The organism is Haemophilus sputorum CCUG 13788 (genome assembly GCF_000238795.1).
GTDB classification, from domain to species: domain Bacteria; phylum Pseudomonadota; class Gammaproteobacteria; order Enterobacterales; family Pasteurellaceae; genus Haemophilus_A; species Haemophilus_A sputorum.
In genome coordinates, this window is sequence record NZ_AFNK01000071.1 from 90,072 (window position 1) to 108,680 (window position 18,609).

The 18,609-nt window shown below is 38.7% G+C and carries 19 protein-coding genes and 1 other RNA gene; 4 read left to right on the forward strand and 16 right to left on the reverse strand.

Annotated features, from left to right (window positions below; translation table 11 throughout):
• Positions 1–92: 92 nt before the first annotated feature.
• Together rpsB and tsf are read left to right on the forward strand one after the other, a co-directional pair.
• Complete coding sequence (gene rpsB, locus HSP_RS0108555) at positions 93–803, forward strand: 30S ribosomal protein S2 (protein ID WP_007524596.1); 711 nt, start codon at positions 93–95, stop codon at positions 801–803.
• Positions 804–891: 88 nt separating this feature from the next.
• Positions 892–1,743, forward strand: coding sequence for a translation elongation factor Ts (gene tsf, locus HSP_RS0108560; RefSeq protein ID WP_007524524.1), 852 nt, complete (start codon positions 892–894; stop codon positions 1,741–1,743).
• A gap of 114 nt (positions 1,744–1,857) precedes the next feature.
• On the opposite strand, the gene HSP_RS0108565 is transcribed toward tsf, so the two are convergent.
• A complete protein-coding gene (locus tag HSP_RS0108565; protein WP_007525373.1) occupies positions 1,858–2,535 on the reverse strand; it encodes a TIGR02117 family protein in 678 nt (225 codons plus the stop codon).
• Positions 2,536–2,738: 203 nt separating this feature from the next.
• Between HSP_RS0108565 and HSP_RS0108570 the strand changes: the two genes are divergently transcribed.
• Positions 2,739–3,224: a hypothetical protein gene (locus tag HSP_RS0108570; RefSeq protein ID WP_007525212.1), complete on the forward strand. Its 486-nt coding sequence runs from the start codon at positions 2,739–2,741 to the stop codon at positions 3,222–3,224.
• A 113-nt stretch (positions 3,225–3,337) separates the two neighbouring features.
• Here the strand turns inward: HSP_RS0108570 and HSP_RS0108575 are convergent, their stop codons facing one another.
• Positions 3,338–4,177 carry an ABC transporter six-transmembrane domain-containing protein gene (locus HSP_RS0108575; protein ID WP_010129888.1) on the reverse strand — a complete coding sequence of 280 codons (840 nt, stop codon included), beginning with the start codon at positions 4,175–4,177 and terminating at the stop codon, positions 3,338–3,340.
• 151 nt (positions 4,178–4,328) lie between these two features.
• Between HSP_RS0108575 and HSP_RS0108580 the strand changes: the two genes are divergently transcribed.
• Positions 4,329–4,787 carry a MarR family winged helix-turn-helix transcriptional regulator gene (locus tag HSP_RS0108580; RefSeq protein WP_007525552.1) on the forward strand — a complete coding sequence of 153 codons (459 nt, stop codon included), beginning with the start codon at positions 4,329–4,331 and terminating at the stop codon, positions 4,785–4,787.
• Positions 4,788–4,827: 40 nt separating this feature from the next.
• Here the strand turns inward: HSP_RS0108580 and HSP_RS0108585 are convergent, their stop codons facing one another.
• From HSP_RS0108585 to rnpB, 14 genes are all read right to left on the reverse strand, one after another.
• Positions 4,828–5,295, reverse strand: coding sequence for a hypothetical protein (locus HSP_RS0108585; RefSeq protein ID WP_007524532.1), 468 nt, complete (start codon positions 5,293–5,295; stop codon positions 4,828–4,830).
• Positions 5,296–5,380: 85 nt separating this feature from the next.
• Positions 5,381–6,139, reverse strand: coding sequence for a uridine phosphorylase (udp, locus tag HSP_RS0108590; protein ID WP_007524307.1), 759 nt, complete (start codon positions 6,137–6,139; stop codon positions 5,381–5,383).
• Positions 6,140–6,170: 31 nt separating this feature from the next.
• Positions 6,171–7,655, reverse strand: coding sequence for a helicase HerA-like C-terminal domain-containing protein (locus tag HSP_RS0108595; protein ID WP_007524575.1), 1,485 nt, complete (start codon positions 7,653–7,655; stop codon positions 6,171–6,173).
• Between the two features lie 27 nt (positions 7,656–7,682).
• Positions 7,683–8,123, reverse strand: a complete 441-nt coding sequence (locus HSP_RS0108600; RefSeq protein ID WP_029495359.1) for a hypothetical protein — start codon at positions 8,121–8,123, stop codon at positions 7,683–7,685.
• 10 nt (positions 8,124–8,133) lie between these two features.
• Positions 8,134–9,357, reverse strand: coding sequence for an ATP-dependent RNA helicase RhlB (gene rhlB, locus HSP_RS0108605; RefSeq protein ID WP_007524614.1), 1,224 nt, complete (start codon positions 9,355–9,357; stop codon positions 8,134–8,136).
• Between the two features lie 128 nt (positions 9,358–9,485).
• A complete protein-coding gene (gene recO, locus HSP_RS0108610) occupies positions 9,486–10,214 on the reverse strand; it encodes a DNA repair protein RecO (protein ID WP_007524640.1) in 729 nt (242 codons plus the stop codon).
• Between the two features lie 23 nt (positions 10,215–10,237).
• A complete protein-coding gene (gene era / locus HSP_RS0108615; RefSeq protein WP_007524849.1) occupies positions 10,238–11,143 on the reverse strand; it encodes a GTPase Era in 906 nt (301 codons plus the stop codon).
• Positions 11,144–11,191: 48 nt separating this feature from the next.
• A complete protein-coding gene (gene rnc, locus HSP_RS0108620; protein WP_007524262.1) occupies positions 11,192–11,863 on the reverse strand; it encodes a ribonuclease III in 672 nt (223 codons plus the stop codon).
• 108 nt (positions 11,864–11,971) lie between these two features.
• Positions 11,972–12,928, reverse strand: a complete 957-nt coding sequence (gene lepB, locus HSP_RS0108625; RefSeq protein ID WP_007524376.1) for a signal peptidase I — start codon at positions 12,926–12,928, stop codon at positions 11,972–11,974.
• Positions 12,929–13,021: 93 nt separating this feature from the next.
• Positions 13,022–14,815: a translation elongation factor 4 gene (lepA, locus tag HSP_RS0108630; RefSeq protein WP_010129889.1), complete on the reverse strand. Its 1,794-nt coding sequence runs from the start codon at positions 14,813–14,815 to the stop codon at positions 13,022–13,024.
• Between the two features lie 162 nt (positions 14,816–14,977).
• The gene (locus HSP_RS0108635; protein ID WP_007524748.1) at positions 14,978–16,423 is read right to left on the reverse strand and encodes an alanine/glycine:cation symporter family protein; all 1,446 of its coding nucleotides are present in this window, start codon (positions 16,421–16,423) and stop codon (positions 14,978–14,980) included.
• A 100-nt stretch (positions 16,424–16,523) separates the two neighbouring features.
• Positions 16,524–17,522: a nickel/cobalt transporter gene (locus tag HSP_RS0108640; RefSeq protein ID WP_007525362.1), complete on the reverse strand. Its 999-nt coding sequence runs from the start codon at positions 17,520–17,522 to the stop codon at positions 16,524–16,526.
• Positions 17,513–18,136: a DUF1007 family protein gene (locus HSP_RS0108645; RefSeq protein WP_007524347.1), complete on the reverse strand. Its 624-nt coding sequence runs from the start codon at positions 18,134–18,136 to the stop codon at positions 17,513–17,515. The genes HSP_RS0108640 and HSP_RS0108645 overlap by 10 nt, the downstream gene beginning before the upstream one ends.
• Before the next feature lie 74 nt (positions 18,137–18,210).
• An RNA gene (gene rnpB, locus HSP_RS11095) (RNase P RNA component class A) lies at positions 18,211–18,587 on the reverse strand.
• Positions 18,588–18,609 lie beyond the last annotated feature (22 nt).

Here is an 18,609-nt window from a genome sequence, read left to right on the forward strand (position 1 = left end):
GAGAAATCGTTGATTTTCTAGGATATGTGGAGGCTAAACCCCGTCTTGTCTTTCATAAGTGGCAAGGCAAACAACATAAAAGGAAAATTCTTATGGCACAAGTTTCTATGCGCGATATGCTTAACGCGGGCGTTCACTATGGTCACCAAACTCGTTACTGGAACCCAAAAATGAAACCATTCATTTTCGGTGCGCGTAACGGTGTTCACGTAATCAACTTAGAAAAAACTTTACCATTATTCAACGAAGCATTAGCTGAGTTAACTCGCATTTCAAGCAACAACGGTAAAGTATTATTCGTTGGTACAAAACGTGCAGCATCTGAAGCAGTTAAAGCAGCAGCAGTAGAATGCCAACAATTCTACGTTAACCACCGTTGGTTAGGTGGTATGTTGACTAACTGGAAAACTGTTCGTCAATCAATCAAACGTTTAAAAGATTTAGAAGCTCAAACTCAAGACGGTACTTTTGACAAAATCACTAAAAAAGAAGCGTTAATGCGTACCCGTGAGTTAGAAAAATTAGAGTTAAGCTTAGGCGGTATCAAAGATATGAACGGCTTACCTGATGCAATTTTTGTAATCGGTGCAGACCACGAACATATCGCAATCAAAGAAGCAAACAACTTAGGTATTCCTGTATTTGCTATCGTTGATACCAACTCTACACCGGATGGCGTAAACTACATCATTCCTGGTAACGATGACGCAACTCGTGCGATCCAACTTTACTTAGATTCAGCTGTAGCTGCAATCAAAGAAGGTAAAGGTTCAAACGTTGAAGCTGAATTAGCAGCTGAATAATTCTGAGGCTTTAGCCCTTCATTTACCAAAAACAGGGGCAAAATATCGTCCCTGTTTTCTTATCTAAATTTATTCTGAGGATATTAAAATGGCTGAAATTACAGCATCATTAGTAAAAGAACTTCGTGAGCGTACTGGCGCTGGCATGATGGAATGTAAAAAAGCGTTAGTAGAAGCAAACGGTGATATCGAATTAGCAATCGACAACATGCGTAAATCAGGTCAAGCTAAAGCAGCTAAAAAAGCTGGTCGTGTAGCAGCTGAAGGCGTAATCGTTGCACGCGTTGGCGCAGGTTTCGGCGTATTAGTTGAAATGAACTGTGAAACTGACTTCGTAGCAAAAGATGCTGGCTTCTTAGGCTTAGCAAACGAAGTTGTTGATTTTGCTGCAGCAAACAAAGGCACCACTATCGATGCATTAAAAGCACAATTTGAAGAAAAACGTGCTGCATTAGTAGCAAAAATCGGTGAAAACATGGATATCCGCCGTGTTCAATACTTAGAAGGCCAAGTAATCGCACAATACTTACACGGTGCAAAAATCGGTGTATTAGTTGCTGGTGAAGGTTCTGAAGATGAATTGAAAAAAGTTGCAATGCACGTTGCTGCTTCTAAACCAGAATTCGTTAACCCAGAAGATGTTTCTGCAGATGTAGTAGAACACGAACGTCAAATCCAAATTGACATCGCAATCAACTCTGGTAAACCAAAAGAAATCGCAGAAAAAATGGTTGAAGGCCGTATGAAGAAATTCACCGGTGAAGTTTCATTAACCGGTCAAGCATTTGTAATGGATCCTTCACAATCTGTAGGTGACTACTTAAAATCTGTAAATACTAAAGTTTCTAACTTCATCCGTTTAGAAGTTGGTGAAGGTATCGAGAAAGTTGAAGAAGATTTCGCAGCAGAAGTTGCAAAAATCACTGGCGGTAACGCTTAATTTTCTCTAGAGAATACAAAAAAGCAGATCATTGTGATCTGCTTTTTTATTTTGCTTTTTCTCCACCTCTACTACAAGCAGCTCGGTCTATTAGGCTAGCTTGAAAACTAGAAACTACCGATACAAATCTAGCAATGGTGAGGAAAATGGCGTCCAATAAACACCTTTCAGCCCACTTTCTACTAATCGGTCATTTAACCAAGTATTGCAAGTATTAAATAAATGATAACGCCCTTTCGCTTCGTAAAAAGCATCATTAGACTGATAATGAATACCTTTAAGTAAGATAGTTTTCCCATCTTCTTGCTTAAAACTCTCCGATAGCAATTTTGTTAACCGTTGATATTGCTCAGAAGTAGCAGAAAATTTCACGATATAATCATCTTCTTTTGGTTCAAAGTTATAATATGTGATATGAATCAGTGTGCGATTTAACCCACTTAATGCCCCAAGTGCATTAGATACACTTAAATCTTTCCATTCTGGCGTGTACAAATAAAAATTACGCTCCCCCCATCCTAACCCGACATAGGCTACATTGGCATCATCAGTAATAGTATCGACTGGATTTACAACACTAGTCCAATCAAAAATCTCATTTTTCAAGGGCATAACCACATCAGTATGAACGCCATTACTGACTAAAAATAGCGTAATTTCCCCTTTTGGCTGCGCCTGATTAACCGGTAACGAAGCGAAAATCCAAGCGGCTAAAAGATAAGAGAAAACAAAAAGTAGAAAGATTAGCAGCCACTTACCGATTTTTTTAAGCAATTTAGTTAAAAAACACATTATTTAGGTTTTATAAAAAATTAACGATTTCATCTTGTTATTCTCCATCAAATTAGCCATTTTTTCATTAAATTTTACCTAGTTGCTATTCAATTTACTTAGTTTCTCCTATTAGCAAAAATGACTATTTAATAGTAGCAGAAATGAATTGTATCGGTATAATATGTAGGCTAATAAATCTATTCATTAACTAAGGAATTAACATGAAAAAAATCTCCACATTTGCTTTAGTCGCAATGATTTCATCAGCAACCTTTGCCGCATCAACATCAACTCAAGAAGATAAATCAGAAAATGCTGCTCTGCCAACGATTTATCTCTCTGTTTTCGATAAAACACAAGATCCATCTCCAGATTTAAACAAAAAAGAACTCTCTCGTTCAAATAAAAATGAGCAAATCTGCTGGGTGGCAACGGGCACATTTGCAGAACAAGAAACCGTAAAAGAAATATTCCACTCGCCAGCAAAAATGAAATTTACCATAAACAACATTGAGGGCGCTAAAGTAGTTTCATCATCAGATAAAAAAGTTCATACCATCACCTATACTCGCCCAACAATAGAAAACGGTAAATATATGATGAACTGTTGGTTATTAGACAATCAAGATCCTATCGGTAAATATGTTCTTACCGTTAAAATTGGTGAAAAAGAATTAGAAAAACAAGTTTTCTACGTTAAAAAATAATTTTTCATCTTAAAATGACCATGTTTCTGGAATATGCCTTCTCTAACATGGTCATATTCTATTTTGCTTTACCAGTAACAGCTATATAAATAATCTCAAGCGGTTATTTTCTTTTATTCTTTTACTAAATTCACTCTTTCGCTAATATCCTTTAAGTTAGAATATTGTTCAACTAATCTCGGGACATCATCTAAGCTCATCGCAAACATCCATAGATAAGTGCTAACTGAATAAATATGCCCAGCATTTACATTGCCTTGAATCGCCATCCATGAAAAAGCAAATCCAAAAAGTATACTCATGGCAATGCCAACAGCTAAATACCCGATTGCCTCTCGATTAGAAATCAATATCCGAAAACGTGCCATTAAATCATAATGCCGCCAAAGCTGATTAGATTTTCCTTCCTTAATAAAGTAATTATCTTTTTCTAATCGATTATTTAAACGAAAGTAAAGTGATTCACTCATTGCTACAAAACTAGGGAGTAACCAACTAAACAATGCCAAAATAATTAAAGCCAATACACCTGCCCAGAACTCTAAAACAAGTAACATTACACAAGCACCCAAAATAGAAGCAATAGACGTTGCTGCAATTGGTAAATGTTCTTCAAAGAAATTAACAAATTCTCTAGACAGCGCTACCCGAGCAGTAATTGCCGAATGTAATATTTGCTTTTCTCGTTGTTCTAATACTACAGGAACAGCAATTTGAGTATAGATTTTTGTAAAAGTGCGGGTATCTACTGCCCGCCGTAATGCACCTATCATCCACATCAATAGCACAACTAAACCATACATTAATGATTGAAAAATATTGCCGTCTATAACCGCATTAATAACCCATCCACCAAAAACTGGATAAATCATTAATAATAGATTTTCTGCTCCAACTAAGCCCAAAGTCACCAATAATTTTCTTTGATGAGTTTTAGCTATATTTGTTAACATTCTCCACATAACGCCATAAAAGTCCTAAAAATTACTAATCCAAAAAGTCTAATCCATTTGAAAATCAAAAACAAGTAAATTTTAAGACTATTTATTTGATTATATAAACATGCTACAATTTTATTGAATACAAAAAGAGTAAGGAATGTTAATGTATAGTTTTGATCTTATCGGGAAACATATTGGGGAAATAGATGCTGTAATGGACAGTTGGATTAGCGAATTAGGACTAAGCTATGCACATTTTGCTGTACTCTATACGCTTGCTTCTACCCCTAATCAGCAATGTACACAAAAGGAAATTTGCGATATTCACTACCTCCCAAAACAAACTGTATTTAATATTTGTAAAGATTATCGAGAAAGAGGCTGGATTGAATTTAAAATAAGTGAAACAGACAAACGTGAACGAATCATGTGCTTAACTGATTCAGGTAAAATACAAGCTGAACCTGTCATGCAGAATACTAATCTATTGTGTGATAATGCACTAGCAACTTTTGGTGAAGAAAAAACGACCCAATTATTTACGCTAATGCATGAATTTAGCCAAATCTGCCAAAGTGAAATACTACGCTTAAAGAAAGATAATAAAAAAAGCCATGTATAGATTGTGAAAATCTAAAACATGGCAGTTGTAATGGTAGAAATTATTTCCCAACATAGAAAACTTGTTTTTCCAATTCATGTTTACCAATTTTCACAGTAAGAACATATTTACCAATCGGATCTTGCGGCTCAAATTCCCAACAATTTGACATTGTATTCGGAGTCTTTCTTGGATTAGTATAAGTAACTGAATTGACTTTTTTATCTGGAGATGAAACCAATTTGGCGTTTTTCAAATCATCTGTAGACAATTCATGTATTCCTTCAGCTTCAAGAGTTTCAGTGACAATTTCCTGCTCATCAAATATCCCTGTCGCCACCCAGCACACTAACTCATTTTTATTTGAACGAGAAATTTCTTTTTTATGTAAATCTGGAGAGGGATTTTGTCTTTTATCAAAAACGGAGAGGATAATCTCTGGAGTGTCTCTTGACATCGCTGATACTTCTGTAACAAATGTCGCTGATAAAACGGTTGTGATCAAAGCCAATATTAAATTCTTTTTCATGCTCATTCCTTAATCAATAAATTCCTTTTGCAAATTTTAAGAAAAAAATAACCGCTTGCAATAAACTGCAAACGGTTATTTCAAGTTAACCCAATAGCTGTTTTGCAGCTTCTACAACAACAGAAACTGCTTTTTCTTCAGTTTCTTTCATTGTCGCTTCATTTGGGATTTCTTGCTGAGTACGGTTAACAATCACGCCTGCAACCATACCCGCTTTTAAGCCTAAAGCCGCACACATCGTAAATAAAGTTGCAGACTCCATTTCGTAGTTCATTACGTTGAGATCTTGCCACAGTTTTAACAAGCCTTGATAGTCTTTATAAACTTTACCACTATAAGTGTCATAACGTTCTTGACCTGGGTAGAATGTATCTGATGATGCTGTAATACCAACATAAGGCGTTACGCCTTTTTGTTTTGCTGCTTGGTAGAGTGCCGTTGTACATTCAAAGTTTGCCGCCGCTGGATACGCTAATGGGGCAAAATGTTGACTTGCACCATCTAAACGAACTGAAGCAGTAGTGATTAAAATATCCCCTACGTTAATATGCGGTTGAATGGCACCAGTAGTTCCAATACGTAAGAAAGTACGAACACCTAGTTGAGCCAATTCTTCCACACAAATTGAGGTTGAAGGCCCACCAATACCCGTTGAGCAAACCACAATCGGCTGACCATTGATATAACCTAACCAAGAGTTATATTCACGAGTGCTCGCTAAAAATTCAGGATTATCTAATTGTTTAGCAATGCGCTCGCTACGAGCTGGATCTCCAGGAACAATTGCTAATGTTGCACCTTTTAATTGCGCTTTAGTTAAATTAAGATGAAATACATCTGACATAGTCAATCTCCTTATTTTCGATCGATTAAAATTATTTCTTAGTAATTGCGCCTAAAATTCCACGCATAATCTGTTTAGTAACCTGATTACGTAAATTACGTCCTACTTGTTGGGCTACCTGACTTACCATTTGTTCCGCTAGCGATTGTTCTTTTTTCTTTTTGGTACCAAAAATTGAAGAAAGCATGCCACCTAAGAATCCTTCATCCTCTTCTTCCACTTTCTCTGCTGTTGCCACTTGTTGCTGACCATTTAATACTTCAAAAGCAGACTCATTATCAACATATTGGCTGTAATATGCATATAAATCATCTTGTTTTACTAAGGCATTTCGCTCTTCATTACTCAATGGTGCCAACTGACTTTTCGGTGGGTAAACCATAGCAATTTCTACTGGTGTTGGCATTCCTTTTTCATCTAAAATTGAGATAAGCGCTTCACCAACACCTAAAGTGGTAATCGCTTCTACAACATTCACGCCAGGGTTTGCACGGAATGTTTCGGCAGCGGATTTTACTGCTTTTTGATCGCGTGGAGTAAAGGCTCTTAACGCATGCTGAATACGGTTACCTAATTGACCTAATACTGATTCAGGTAAATCTAGCGGATTTTGTGTTACGAAATAAACACCCACACCTTTAGAACGAATTAAGCGAACAACTTGCTCAATTTTATCTACCAATACTTTTGGCGCACCGTCAAATAATAAATGCGCTTCATCAAAAAATAGTACAAATTTCGGTTTTTCTAAATCGCCTACTTCCGGCAACGTTTCGAATAACTCAGCCATAAACCAAAGCAAGAACGCACCATACATACGCGTAGAGTTCACTAATTTTTCTGAATTTAAAATATTGATAACGCCTTTGCCATCTCGGGTTTGTAACCAATCTTGCAAATTTAATGCTGGCTCGCCAAATAATTTCTCTGCACCTTCATTTTCAAGGGTTAATAATGCACGTTGAATCGCACCAATACTCGCGGCTGAAACATTGCCATATTCCACTTGGAACGCTTTAGCATTATCTGCAACAAACTTAAGCATTGATCGCAAATCTTTCAGATCGATGAGTAATAAGCCTTTATCATCAGCTACACGGAAAACTAAATTTAATAAACCTTCTTGTGTGTCATTTAAATTAAGTAAGCGAGAAAGCAACATCGGCCCCATTTCAGAAATCGTTGTTCTTAATGGGATACCTGTTTCACCAAATACATCCCAATAAGAGACTGGATAACCGCTTAAATAATCCTCTCCGCCTAAATTAAATTGGTTAATACGTTCTGCAACTTTTCCACTAAATCCGCCCGCTTGTGCAAGGCCTGAAAGGTCACCTTTCACATCTGCTAAAAAAACTGGTACGCCATCATCACTAAAAGCCTCTGCTAATTTGCGTAACGTGACTGTTTTACCCGTTCCTGTTGCACCAGTAATTAAACCATGACGGTTTGCCATTTTAGAATTTAATGAAATAATTTGCCCATTTTTACTTTGAGCGATGCCATAGTGTGCCATAATTGATTCTCTTGTAGTTTTAAAAGGCTATGCCTTTTTAATGCCATATTTAAAGCCGTTTTCCCACTGCTGTTGGTATTGATGCGTATGAGAAAGCGTATTGCGACAATAGTTCACACGCTGTTGATACATTGCCTCTTTTTGATAACGGAAAGATTTCCCTACCCGATAGCCGTCTAAATACCAATCATCTGGTTCACTGCATTGGGCAGTATTTAATCTGACCGTTGTTACCATATTTTCTGTTGTCGTATTAGGAACTCGTTTGGCTCGAGTTTTCTTTGATTTTTTCACCAGCGCATTTTGTTGCGGACTTTCTTTCAAAACAGGGACACCTTGACGCTCTTCTGGTTCGAATAACTTATCTAAGTTATTTAAATCTTCTAACACAGTATCCAAATTGGCTGTTCCACATGCACTAAGCAAGAAAGAGAACAAAATCCCTAAAATCCATCTTTTTCTAAGCATAAAGCGGTTATTAACGTTTGCGTTTATTTGGAGAATAACTTCTTGTCCGTGGTTGTGAAACTTTCGGTAAATGTAATAGCGCTTGGCTATCATACTGACTAACCGGAATGGCATGGCCAATATATTCTTCAATCGCCGGTAAGTTCACGGCATAACGTTCACAAGCAAAACTAATTGAATGACCACTCTCGCCTGCTCGCCCTGTTCGCCCGATACGATGAACATAGTCTTCTCGATCATCTGGTAAATCGTAGTTAAATACATGAGTTACTTGCGGAATATGCAATCCGCGCGCAGCGACATCAGTTGCAACCAAAATATCAACATTGCCCGCGGTAAATCCTTCCAAGATCGCTACACGTTTTTTCTGAGGGATATCTCCCGTTAATAATCCAACACGATGCCCATCTGCTTGTAAATAACGCCAAATTTCTTCACATTTATGTTTCGTATTACTAAAAATAATACAACGTTCTGGCCATTCTTCTTCTAAAAGGGTTAGCAAAAGCGCCATTTTGTCTTCATTAGATGGATAAAATAATTCTTCTTTAATGCGATGCCCTGTGCGCTGCAATGGTTCGACTTCAACATATTGCGCTTCATGCATATCTTCATAAGCTAACTCTCTAACTCTTGGTGAAAGTGTAGCTGAGAAAAGTAAAGTCAAACGCTGTTCCGGCTTCGGTGATTTACGCATTAAATAGCGGATATCTTTAATAAAACCTAAATCGAACATACGATCCGCTTCATCAAGCACAATAACTTGTACGCAATCAAGGTTAATAATCCCTTGTTTGACATAATCAATCATGCGTCCAGTTGTCCCTACTAAAATATCAACCCCTTGCGTAATCGTATTCACTTGCTGATCATACCCTTCCCCACCATAAGCAAGTGCTAATTGTAGCCCAGTATCACGTAGTAATTTTTCAGCATCATGCGCAATTTGAATACTCAGCTCACGAGTAGGCGACATAATTATCGCGCGCGGTTGATTGGCTTTTTTCTCAATAGGATGCGTTAATAAATAATGGACGGTGGCAATTAAAAATGCCATGGTTTTTCCCGTACCAGTTTGCGCTTGTCCTGCGACATCTTTGCCTAATAAAGTAATAGGCAATGTTTTCGCCTGAATCGGTGTGCAAAATTCAAAGCCGCTTTGATTCAGTGAAGCGACAATTTTTTCATGAATCGGTAAATCTGAAAAACGTGTTTCAGTGAGGTGTTTAGACATAAATATTTCCTCTTAATATCATTCTTGGAAAGATACCACAAAGCGCCACAGAAAGCGAAAAAAGCGGTCGAATTTGCAACATTTTTTGCAAATCAGACCGCTTTTTAAACGCTTTAGAAAGCCTGTTGTTATCCGCTTTTTAACTTATTCGGCAAAATAGTTTGAAAGAGCTCTCGACTTTTTAATGGCTGTGAGCCCAAATAAGGTTTTAATACCATTCGGGTAAACCGCTTTGCTGCTTGTTGTGTGGATTTCTCGCTAAAATCTAAGGCTTCAAAAGCCAATAAATCTTTACCTAAGAAACTCAAATTGTTCTGTAAAAGTGAAGCAATAAATCCTTCGTTTTCTCGAAATTGATACCACATATTCGCTAAAACAGGTTCGCCAGTCGCCGCACAATGCGTAAAATCAACGCCATAGCCTAACGCTTTTAACGTATGAAATTCGAAAGTTCGTAAAGTCGGTTCAAGTTGATTAGGTTGCACCGCTAAACTCGTTAAACATTGCAAATACTGCTGAAATAACTGCGGGTAAGGCGTTTGATTTTCTAGCACCCGAGTGAGCACTTCATTGACATAAAAACCACTATATAAAGCCATTGGCATCATCGGCAGTGTCATTGAAATAGCTTCCGCTTTGGTTAACGTTTTCAACTCGCCCTTTCCCGTCCAACGCAAAAGCAGAGGCGTAAAAGACTGCAATACGGCTTTTAACGGAGATTTCCCTCGTCTTGCCCCTTTAGCCAATAAAGTTAAACGCCCATGATGCTCCGTAAAGAAATCGACGAGCAAGCTACTTTCGCTATATTCTCGTCGATGCAACACAAAAGCACGTTCTAACGGAATGCTTTCATTCATACCAAGTTCCGATTCAGAGGGTACTATTCGTCCATGTAACCAAGGCTACGTAAAGCACGCTCATCATCTGCCCAACCAGATTTTACTTTTACCCAAAGTTCAAGGTGTACTTGAGCATCAAATAAACGTTCCATGTCTGCACGCGCTTCAATACCGATGGTTTTGATCTTCTGCCCTTTAGCACCAATCACCATTTTTTTCTGCCCTTCGCGCTCAACTAAAATCAAGCCGTTAATTTCATAAACACCACGCTCATTAACTTTGAATTGTTCAATTTCTACCGTCACAGAATAAGGTAATTCTTCTCCTGTAAAACGCATCAATTTTTCACGAATAATTTCCGATGCCATAAAGCGTTGGCTACGATCTGTTACATATTCTTCTGGGAAATGATGAACGCCTTCACGTAAAGAATCACGCACAATTTTTTGCAGAATATGAACGTTTTTACCACGTTGAGCTGAAATCGGCAGAATCTCAACAAAATCAAATTTTTGTGATAATTCGGTAATATGTGGCAATAATTCATCTTTTTCTTTTACATTGTCGATTTTGTTGATCGCTAACACAACAGGCGCTTTGGCTGCACGCAATTTGTTTAGTACCATTTCATCATCTTCAGTCCATTTGGTTCCTTCAACCACAAAGATAATCAAATCCACATCACCAATAGCAGAACTGGCTGCACGGTTCATTAAACGGTTAATTGCACGTTTTTCTTCAATATGTAACCCTGGCGTATCCACATAGATCGCTTGATAAGCGCCTTCAGTATGAATGCCGACAATACGGTGGCGAGTCGTTTGTGCTTTACGTGAAGTAATTGAGATCTTTTGCCCAAGGATTTTATTTAATAAGGTCGATTTCCCTACGTTAGGACGCCCAACAATGGCAATAAAGCCACAATAAGTTTTTTGATTTTCTGTCATTTTGTATTCCTATTCATTCAATTGCCCACTTAGTCGGGCAATTATGGATTATTTTTTCGTAATTGCCGCTAGCACTTGTTCCGCCGCATTTTGTTCCGCTTTACGGCGACTTGTCCCACTACCAATAAATAGCATATCAAGCTGGGTAACTTGGCAGCTTACTTTAAAAGTTTGATTATGCGCTTCGCCTTTAATATCAATCACTTCATAGATTGGCAAAGGCTGTTTCCGACTTTGTAAAAATTCTTGTAAACGCGTTTTAGGATCTTTCTGTGCTTCGCCCGGTTTAATTTCTGCAAGGAATCCCGCATACCAGTCATATACCTTCTGCATGGCTTGCTCAATTCCCTTATCAAGATAAATCGCAGCAATAATGGCTTCTACACAGTCCGCTAAAATGGACTCTCGACGATGGCCTCCACTTTTTAACTCGCCCGGCCCTAATTTTAGAAATTCTCCTAAGTTAAATTCACGCGCAATCATTGCTAAAGTGTGTTCACGCACTAAAGTCGCACGCATTCGGCTTAACTCGCCTTCATTAGCTTTTGGAAATTGGTCAAATAACGCTTTGCCGATAGCAAAATTCAGGATGGAGTCGCCCAAAAATTCAAGACGCTCATTATTTTTTGATGCCGCACTGCGGTGGGTTAAGGCTTGAGTGAGGTAATCAAGGGTTTCAAATTGATAACCCAATTTTTTCTGTAATCGTTCTAATTGCATAATTTTTTGGGATTTCCCAAGTTTTTGTTACAAAGGGCATTGCTTGCCCTTCAAAGGTTTAAAGCGGTCAGATTTGCAAAACATTTTGCAAATTTAACCGCTTGTTAATTATTGAATTGAGGTAAACATTCTCTCAAAACGTAAACCTTTCGGGAACTCATTTGGTTTTTTATCTAAACTTAACCAAATAAATGTCGCTTTACCTACAATATTTTTCTCTGGTACGAATCCCCAAAAACGGCTGTCTTCACTGTTATCGCGGTTATCGCCCATCACAAAATAATATCCTTCCGGCACCAACCATTCATTCGTTGGCTGGCCTTCTTGTTGGAAGAAGTAAGGCGCGTAATGGAATGCGTTAGGGTGGTTGAGAATTTGATGTGTAATGTCGCCAATTTCAGTTTTCTCAATTTGCATTTCGCCACGATAGAAGAAATCTGGATTAGCTTTTGCACCTTCGTATTGGAATACTTTAACCGTACCATCTTTATGCGTTACAGTTAAAGATTGATTCGCTTCATCATATTTAACTCTATCGCCACCGATTCCGACAATACGCTTAATGTAATCCACACCCGACATATTATCGCCTTTCGCATCCAATTCTTTCGCTATAATTGAACGTTGCTGTGGAGAACTTTCTAATAAAGCTTGTTTAGGTGTTTTAAAAACAATTACATCGCCACGTTCGGGACGTCCTGTTTCAATTAGCGTATTTTGCCAAATGGGATCTTTGATGCCATAAGAAAATTTATTCACAACCAAGAAATCACCGACACGCAACGTAGGCTCCATTGAACCACTTGGGATTTGAAAGGGTTCAAAAATGAAAGAACGTAAAATGGTGACTAACGTTAACACCCCAAACAGCGAACTAAAAAATTCGCTGATGCCGTTTTTCTTCTCTTTAGCGCTACTGCATTTCTCATATAACCAGCAACCACCGCAAATAATCACGAGGCCAACAAGGATAATCGAAATGCCGTTTGGAATTTGTAGTGAATCCAACCATTTCCAAATTCCATACAATACACCAATAAATACTACCGGTATAACTACTCCCATAATGGGTCTCCTTTTATCAAAAAATTGCGGTCAATTTGCAAAATTTGCATCTTATCTGACCGCTTGCATAAGGGGAAATTCCAGATTAAATCACTAATCTTTACCAACATGAAGAATCGCTAAGAACGCTTCTTGCGGAACTTCTACGTTACCGAGTGATTTCATGCGTTTTTTACCCTCTTTTTGTTTTTGAAGGAGTTTTTTCTTACGGCTTACGTCACCACCATAACATTTTGCTAATACGTTTTTACGTAATTGTTTTACGGTTGAACGCGCAATAATATGGTTCCCAATCGCCGCTTGAATCGCAATATCAAATTGTTGGCGTGGAATTAAATCTTTCATTTTTTCCACCAATTCGCGTCCGCGATATGGTGCATTATCTTTATGCACAATCAGCGCTAATGCATCAACACGATCGCCGTTGATCATAATATCTACGCGAACCATATCCGCCGTTTGGAAACGTTTGAAACCATAATCTAACGAAGCATAACCACGAGAGGTAGATTTTAAGCGATCGAAGAAATCTAATACCACTTCGCCCATTGGAATTTCATACGTTAGCGCAATCTGGTTACCGTGATAAACCATGTTGGTTTGTACACCACGTTTTTCCACACAAAGCGTAATCACATTACCTAAAAACTCTTGTGGCACAAGCATATTACATTCAGCAATCGGCTCACGAATTTCACTAATGTTGCTAATTGGTGGTAATTTTGCTGGGCTATCGACATACACCTTTTCGCCATTGGTTTGTAGGACTTCATAAACTACGGTCGGTGCTGTTGTAATGAGATCTAAATCATACTCACGCTCTAAACGCTCTTGAATGATCTCCATATGCAATAAGCCTAAGAAACCACAACGGAAACCAAAGCCTAATGCCGTGGAGTTTTCTGGTTCGTAGAATAATGAAGCATCATTTAAACTTAATTTGCCAAGCGCATCACGGAAAGCTTCATAATCATCTGAGCTAATTGGGAATAAACCTGCATAAACTTGCGGTTTAACTTTTTTAAAGCCCGGCAGGACTTCTGTTGCTGAATTGTGATGATGGGTTAAGGTATCCCCTACTGGTGCCCCTAAAATATCTTTAATTGCACAAACAACCCAGCCCACTTCACCAGTTTTAAGTTCGGTGGTATCTTCTTGTTTAGGTGTGAAAATACCAAGACGATCAACATTGTACGATTGCCCTGTACTCATCACTTTGATCTTATCGCCTTTTTTAATCACGCCATTTTTCACACGAACTAATGACACCACGCCTAAATAGTTATCAAACCAAGAGTCAATAATCAGTGCTTGTAATGGTGCTTCTGGATCACCTTCTGGTGCAGGAATTTTGTGAACAATTTCTTCTAACACATCTTCAATACCAACACCTGTTTTTGCCGAACAGCGTACCGCTTCCATTGCATCAATTCCAACGATGTCTTCAATTTCTTCCGCTACACGTTCAGGATCGGCTGCAGGTAAGTCAATTTTGTTTAAAATTGGCACCACTTCTAAATCCATTTCAATTGCGGTATAGCAATTTGCTAAGGTTTGCGCTTCTACCCCTTGCCCTGCATCAACAACTAATAATGCGCCTTCACAAGCCGCTAATGAACGAGATACTTCATAGGAAAAGTCCACGTGTCCTGGAGTATCGATGAAGTTAAGCTGATAGGTTTCACCATCTTTCGCTTTATAATTTAAGGTTACGCTTTGTGCTTTGATGGTAATACCACGTTCGCGCTCAAGATCCATTGAATCTAATACTTGCGCTGCCATTTCGCGGTCAGATAAACCACCACAGGTTTGAATTAAACGGTCTGATAAAGTTGATTTACCGTGGTCGATATGCGCGATAATTGAAAAGTTACGAATATTTTTCATGTTCATAAGGGCAAAAAATGTCCTGTTAATTATTTAATAAGCCAAAAATTTAATCGGGTGATTTTACTTGAAATTAAAGGCTTTGGAAAGGAAGAGTAAGGGGAGAAATGAAACAAGCGGTTAATTTGTCAGATTTTTTTGCAAATTAACCGCTTGATAAAATTATTCTTTAGATTTCCAAACTAACGGGTCAACGCCGCGATGGATTAGATCTTTATGTTCTTCAATTCTAAAGACTGGTTCTTCGCCATTTTTAGCTTGTTGTAGATAATCTTTTAATACACGCCAAACTAATGGTGACAAAATTAAAATCGCAATGAGGTTAATAACAGCCATTGATGCCATGATGGTATCAGCAAATGCCCAAACAATCCCGCCATCACGTACTGCACCAAAGTAAACGAAGAATAATACAACTGCTCTAAAGCTCCAAACAAACCATGCTTTGTTTCTGATATAGCGAATGTTGGTTTCTGCGTAAGCATAGTTCCCAATAATTGAGGTATAGCAGAATAGTAAGAGAATAAAAGCAAGGAAGTGTACGCCGAAATCACCTAAGTGATATTGCAATGCCGTTTGGGTAAGCTCAACCCCTTTTAAGGTTTGGCTGCCATAGTTATCTGACATTAAAATAATGACTGCAGTACAGCTACAAACGACCATCGTATCCACAAATACACCAAGCATTTGGATTAAGCCTTGGCTTACTGGGTGTTTTGCATCTGAAGTTGCTGCTGAGTTTGGTGCAGAACCCATACCCGCTTCATTAGAGAATAAACCACGTTTAATCCCCATCAGCATCGTTTTAGAAACTAAGCTACCGAACATTCCACCAGCTACCGCAGAGAAATCAAAAGCGCTATCAATAATTAAGCTGAACATAGCAGGCACACGACTCATGTTCATTCCTAAAATAATCACTGCGATAATTAAATAAAACAGCGCCATCATAGGAACAACTCTAGAAGAAACTTGCCCAATGCGTTTTACCCCACCAGCAATAATGATGCCAGTTAAGATTACTAAAACAGCACCAACATATTCGCCTTTCCAGCCCCATGCGTTGGTTGTTGCGGCAACAATGGAGTTAGATTGCACTGCATTGAATGCAAAACCGAAAGTAAAAATTAAAGTTACCGCAAAAGCAATTGCCATCGGTTTAAATTTTAAACCACGAGTGATGTAGTAAGCAGGCCCACCACGAAACATCCCATTCGGATCACGCGTTTTATAAAGCTGCGCTAAAGTTGATTCTGCAAATGCTGAGCTCATCCCAATAAATGCCGTAACCCACATCCAAAATACCGCACCTGGCCCACCTAATGCGATAGCAGTCGCTACCCCACCAATATTACCCACACCTACACGGCTAGCAAGCCCTGTTGCGAAAGCTTGGAATGGTGTTAACGAATCGCCTTCTGCAGCGCGCCCCCCCCACATCTCACGAATACTTCTAGGCAACAAGCGTAGCTGCACTAAGCCGGTCGTAATGGTAAAGAACATTCCCACACCAAGGAGTAACAAAATAGTTATATCCCAAAGTGGCCCATCTACGGTATTTACGAACCAGGTTAATAGATTTTCAAACCCTGAAATAATGGTATCCATAAGACCTCACTATGTTAAATGCTAAAAAATGAACTTTTTGCATTGTAACGAATTTTCAACATTTGAAAAGTTTTTTAAATCTAATTCATAAAAAAGTCAGCTAGCGTTTAAAAAACGTATTTGGTACATTTTCTGTTAAAAAGCTGCTATGCAGTAACAATATTGCCATGACAACAAGTAATAAACCTAGTCCAAACTTAATTATCGAAAGCAAACGGCGGTTTGTTTTTGTGGAAAAATAAAAGCGACTTAAAGAAACAGCTTTTTGTCTAAGTCCCAATACCAATAAAGCGAACAAGCAAAGTGTGATACCAGTGCCTAACGCCATGGCCATCGCAGAAAGCATTCCCCAAGCATAAATATCTAATGTGTAGGCCAAAAATAAGACTAAAATGGCACCAGAACAAGGGCGAATACCAATACTGAAAATTAACATTAATGATGTCCGCCAGTCTTGTGGCTTCTGAAGTTCTGCTTGAGAAGGCAAATGTTGATGGCCACAACCACAACTATCATGAGATGACGATATATTCAAAGAAGAGCGTGTTACAAGCGGTCGATTTTGCACATTTTTTTGCAAAGGCGTGAAATGACGGAACTGCATTTTAGGAGTGCTCGCTTTACGCTGAGCTTGATAAGCGCGATAAACCCAATAAAGCCCGAAAAGTAACATCAGAGCAAAACTCATCCGCTCAACCCAAAGCAATGTTAAGTTAAAATACTGTCTAGATAAGGTAAATACCACTACAATCACAGAAACCAATGAAACCGCAACTAAGCCCTGCACCAACGCTGATGCTAAACTAATTTTCATGGCATGTTTGATTGCTGTATTTTCCAATGATAAATAGCTACTTAAAATTACCTTACCATGTCCAGGTCCAACCGCATGAAAAACGCCATAGAGGAAGCTAATTCCAGCTAATGTCCAGCCTGCTTGCTGCTCATGCGCTTTTAAGGCATGTAAGGCGGAAGATAAGCTTAAGTTAAAACTTTTTTGCCATTCCATCACCTGATAAAGTAATGTCGGATAGAGCCAATAAAGCCCGACAGCTATTATCAATAACAAAATGACGCTTAATCCTGTTTTTACTCGCATACCATTATTACTCGTTGTGCAAATTGACGCCCTAATGAAAGATCATCAGGTGTCTCATTTTTATCTAAATTAGACGCATAAAGGCGCAGCGATTGATCGACTTTTGGCTGTTCAATACGAATCTGACATGCGCTATTACTAATACTGACATCACTATGGCGATTATATTCAATGCCCATGTAATAAGTTGGCTCATAACTCATCAGTGTGGCTGGCGCATTTTTTAATTCTTGCGGCGTTTCTAAATAAAATTTCACCCTAAACACAATGCGGTTTTGCGCAATCTCAAATGCATAGTCTGTTGGTTTATCCGTAAATTTCTGCAACTCTCCGTTAGCATTATAAAGATAGCTAAAATAATGCTCATTTTTTGCCGTATCAATCATCTCTTGAGTGATCTTCTTTTTGGTTTCCTCTGGATTTTTACTGCTTTTTACTTCGTAAATTAATTCAGCGGAAGCAATTTCATCTAAAGTCCAATGCATCTGAAACCCTGTGAGTTGAGTTTCTTGCATGAGTGCTTTTGTTTGAATATCTAAAAACGAATGAGGATGGGCGCTTGCCTCTGTAGCAAACCATAAACTAGATAATGCAAAAATTGCGCGAAATTTCATTTTTATTCCCATTTGGTGATTTTAATCGGCTAGATAAGAAAAAAGCGAACCGTTTAAAAACGATTCGCTGAAATCTAGTGAGTTGGTCGATAAGCCGAGTTCTGTCGTGGACAATCATTCCTCTAGGCACAACATCGCTATTGTGCTCAAGCAACCTACCCGAACTCTGGACGGGCCATCCATTGAGTTCCTATTTGGTCTTGCTACGAGTGGAGTTTACCCTGCCGTGAAATGTTACCACTCACGCGGTGCGCTCTTACCGCACCCTTTCACCCTTACCGCTTACGCGGCGGTCTGCTCTCTGTTGCACTGGTCGTCGGCTCACGCCGCCCAGACGTTATCTGGCACTCTGCCCTGTGTAGCTCGGACTTTCCTCTCGTTTACTTGTCCCACTAGGTCGTGCGAACACGGTTAAGGGCTTCAATAAACCAGCGATTGTCTAACCAACTCGGGCGCTAGTATAGCGAATCTAG